This window comes from Shewanella sp. 11B5 (assembly GCF_002836795.1).
Classification (GTDB): Bacteria; Pseudomonadota; Gammaproteobacteria; order Enterobacterales; family Shewanellaceae; genus Shewanella; species Shewanella frigidimarina.
On the sequence record NZ_PJAP01000611.1, the window covers coordinates 1 to 3,856 of the forward strand.

A 3,856-nucleotide genomic window follows, 5' to 3' on the forward strand; every position below is an offset into this window, starting at 1 on the left:
CTATTTGCAGAGACCTCAAAACGATTACCTCATAAGATTTTTATTTACTTAGTGTTCTCCAGCTTTTGCATAATGGCAACTTACTTTGGTGAACAAACGTCAGGAGCCATTGCTAACACTCGGGCTATGGGCGCTGTATTAGGCGGATTGCTAGGTGGACCTGTAACTGGTTTACTGGTTGGGTTAACGGGTGGGTTACACCGTTATTCTATGGGTGGATTCACCGATATTGCTTGCGCCATATCCACCAGCTTAGAAGGCTTATCCGCAGGTATGATCAGTTATTACTTCAAAAAAGCCGGTAAATCAGAAATGGTTTATCAGCCAATTGTGGTATTTGGGGTCACGTTTATGGCTGAAATAATGCAGATGTCGATAATTGTATTAGTCGCAAAACCCTTTGATCAGGCTTGGGAATTGGTCAAACTGATCGCCCCGCCCATGTTACTGATTAATTCACTCGGCGCTGCGATGTTTATGAGTATTGTTCGCGACCAAAAAGCCATGTTTGATAAACTTTCTTCCAGTTTTTCGACTAAAGCACTTAAAATAGCTGAGCGCAGTGTCGGCTTACTGTCTAAAGGATTTGATTTGGAGTCGAGTAAAAAAGTCGCCAAAATCATAATAGAAGAAACTCAAGTTGGCGCAGTCGCCATTACCGACACTACTAAATTACTGGCATTTATTGGCCTTGGGGCCGATCACCATATTCCTAATACGCCTATTTCCTCAAAAATCACCCTCGATGCCATCGCACAAAATAGTGTGATGTTTGCTGATGGGGTCGATACCACTTATTCCTGCTCTATATCGCCCAATTGTAGTTTAGGCTCAAGCCTAGTCATTCCGCTGCGCAGCAACGACGAAGTCATTGGCACAATTAAATTATACGAAGCTAAAAACAAATTGTTTTTAAACATTAATCGCACATTAGGCGAAGGTATTGCGAGGTTAATGTCTAACCAAATTCTTTATGGCCGCTTTGAGCAACAGCAAAGCTTATTGATGCAAGCAGAGATAAAGTTGTTACAGGCTCAGGTTAATCCGCACTTTTTATTTAATGCACTCAATACCATCAGTGCAATTATTAAGCGTGACCCGCAAATGTCTAAGCAATTATTACAGCAGTTATCGCAATTTTTGCGCATCAACTTGACCAGAACTACAGGGCTGGTGACAATGGCTGATGAACTTGAGCACATCGACGCTTATCTCGCTATCGAACGCGCTCGGTTTATCGACAAACTGCAAGTCAACATAGATATTGCTATGATTTATCATCACCAAAAAATGCCCGCATTTACCTTACAGCCGTTAATTGAAAATGCAGTAAAACACGGTACATCGCGGATGCTTGATGCCGGTGTGATTGATGTTAAAGCCACATTGGATGGCGATGATTTATTACTCAACGTGACCGATAATGCAGGTTTATATCAACCCTCTAACAACACTGATGGTTTAGGAATGAACTTAGTCCATAAACGAATTCAGAATTTATTTGGCAGCCAATACGGCATTGAAGTTGAGTGTGAACCAGATGTATTCACTCGTGTTAGTGTGCGTTTACCGTTAAAGGAAATGGACCAATGATCTCGTGCTTAATCATTGATGATGAACCCTTCGCCCGCCAAGAAGTGGCAGATTTGCTCGACAAACATCCTGACATCAAAGTGTTAGGTCAATGTAGTAATGCCATAGAAGCCTTACAACAAATTAACCTGTTAAAGCCTGATTTGATTTTTGTTGATATTCAAATGCCGAGGATAAATGGCATGGAATTAATTGCCATGCTTAATCCTGAGCAAATGCCACGAGCAGTATTTATTACCGCATTTGACGAATATGCGATCAAAGCATTTGATAACAATGCATTTGATTACTTACTTAAACCCATCGATGAAAAGCGCTTTAACCAAACCTTAGACAAAGTACGCACCAACATGACACCGCAACCAATGACGCAGATATTGCCAACTCAATTAGCGCACTTACCCTGCTACAGTGGCAATAAACTTAAAGTTGTCGCTACCGCTGATGTAGAGTTTATTGTCAGTGATGTTGGCGGTATTCATGTGTGTTCAAATAAAGGTTTCAGTCACACTCAATTAACGCTAAAAGTATTAGAGCAAAAAACCGCGTTATTTCGTTGCCATAAACAATACCTACTGGCCCCGAGTGCTATTTCAGAAATTGAAATCACCGACACGGGCGCAGAAGTTACCACCCATAGCGGATCAAAAGTGCCGGTGTCACGTCGTTATCTTAGAGAGTTAAAGCAGTTGCTTGGATTTCAGTAACATTGTTTACGCCACATTAAGCGTGATATGCACCACACTTACCTAACAACGAAAACCGCTCAGGATGACAATTTACCGCTTACACAGCCTTTTTAACCTGTTACTCAGTTAGCCTCCAACCGCCTATTGTGATGTTTTAAAATAGTGTCACTATAAAAATGGGGAGATAACAAAATGACGTGGTTTTTACTCTGTGTAGGCCTGCTAATTGGTGGCTATTTTATTTATGGCGCTTTTGTCGAAAAAGTGTTCGGCATTAACACTCAAAGACAAACGCCCGCTTTCACTCAAACAGACGGTGTCGACTTCGTACCGATGTCTAAAGGGAAAGTCTATTTAATTCAATTGTTAAACATTGCTGGTGTCGGTCCAATTTTTGGTCCAATTCTAGGTGCCCTTTATGGCCCAGCGGCGATGCTATGGATTGTATTTGGTTGTATTTTTGCCGGTGCAGTGCACGATTACTTTTCGGGGATGTTATCGGTACGCAATAATGGTCAATCAGTTCCTAACTTGGCCGGTAAATACTTAGGTAACAATGCCAAACACTTTATGAACTTGTTTGCCATTATCTTATTGTTACTAGTTGGCGTAGTGTTTATCTCTGCTCCTGCAGGATTACTAAGCAAACTTACCGGACTGGACGTCACTCTCTTTGTTGGTATCATTTTTGTTTATTATTTAATTGCTACCATCGTACCTATCGACAAGATTATTGGTCGCTTATACCCATTCTTTGGCGCATTACTGGTCTTTATGTCACTCGGACTGATTATAGCGTTAGCATTATCAACCGAACATACCATGTTACCTGGTTTTGAAATGGGTGACTTCTTTACCAACTTAAACCCTAATGACATGCCATTATGGCCAGCCTTATTCATCACGATTGCATGTGGTGCAGTATCGGGTTTCCATGCAACACAATCACCTTTAATGGCGCGTTGTGTTGAAAATGAATCAAACGGTCGCTTTGTGTTTTTTGGTGCCATGATTGGTGAAGGTGTTATTGCATTAATTTGGTGTGCAATTGCATTATCATTCTTTGGTGGTGTAGAAGGATTGAATGCCGGAATGGCAGGCAACCCAGCAAACGTTGTGTACGAAGCATCTAATGGGCTATTAGGAACATTTGGTGGCTTCTTGGCTATCTTAGGTGTCATTGTATTGCCTATCACCTCTGGCGATACAGCATTTCGCTCAGCGCGATTAATATTGGCAGAGTTCTTTAACATCAAGCAAATCGAGTTACCGAAGCGTTTAATGCTCGCGTTACCATTATTTGTCGTCGGTGCCGTGTTAACCCAAGTAGACTTTGGCATTATCTGGCGCTACTTTGGTGTTGCAAACCAAACCACAGCGGTATTGATGTTATGGACCGCTTCAGCTTACTTACTACGACACAATAAATTCCATTGGATTTGTACTGTACCGGCTATGTTCATGACCTGTGTTGTGATTAGCTTTATGTTGAACTCATCAACATTGGGTGCTGGTTTACCAATGACAGTGTCAACCATTGCAGGTTTAGTCACTACCGCAATCATTGCGACAAT

The 3,856-nt window shown here is 41.6% G+C and carries 3 protein-coding genes; all 3 read left to right on the forward strand.

Annotated features, from left to right (window positions below; all coding sequences use genetic code 11):
- Window positions 1-1,593, forward strand: a 1,593-nt coding sequence (locus tag CXF78_RS14160) for a sensor histidine kinase (protein WP_102037161.1), incomplete at its 5' end; no start/stop codon positions are given.
- Window positions 1,590-2,300, forward strand: coding sequence for a two-component system response regulator BtsR (gene btsR, locus CXF78_RS14165; protein ID WP_011637888.1), 711 nt, complete (start codon window positions 1,590-1,592; stop codon window positions 2,298-2,300). The genes CXF78_RS14160 and btsR, both read left to right, overlap by 4 nt.
- Window positions 2,301-2,474: 174 nt before the next feature.
- Window positions 2,475-3,856, forward strand: a 1,382-nt coding sequence (locus CXF78_RS14170) for a carbon starvation CstA family protein (protein ID WP_102037162.1), incomplete at its 3' end; no start/stop codon positions are given.

What these genes read in the sequence shown, in the direction of transcription:
- btsR (WP_011637888.1), top strand. Translation starts at nt 1,590, where the DNA reads ATGATCTCGTGCTTAATCATTGATGATGAACCCTTCGCCCGCCAAGAA.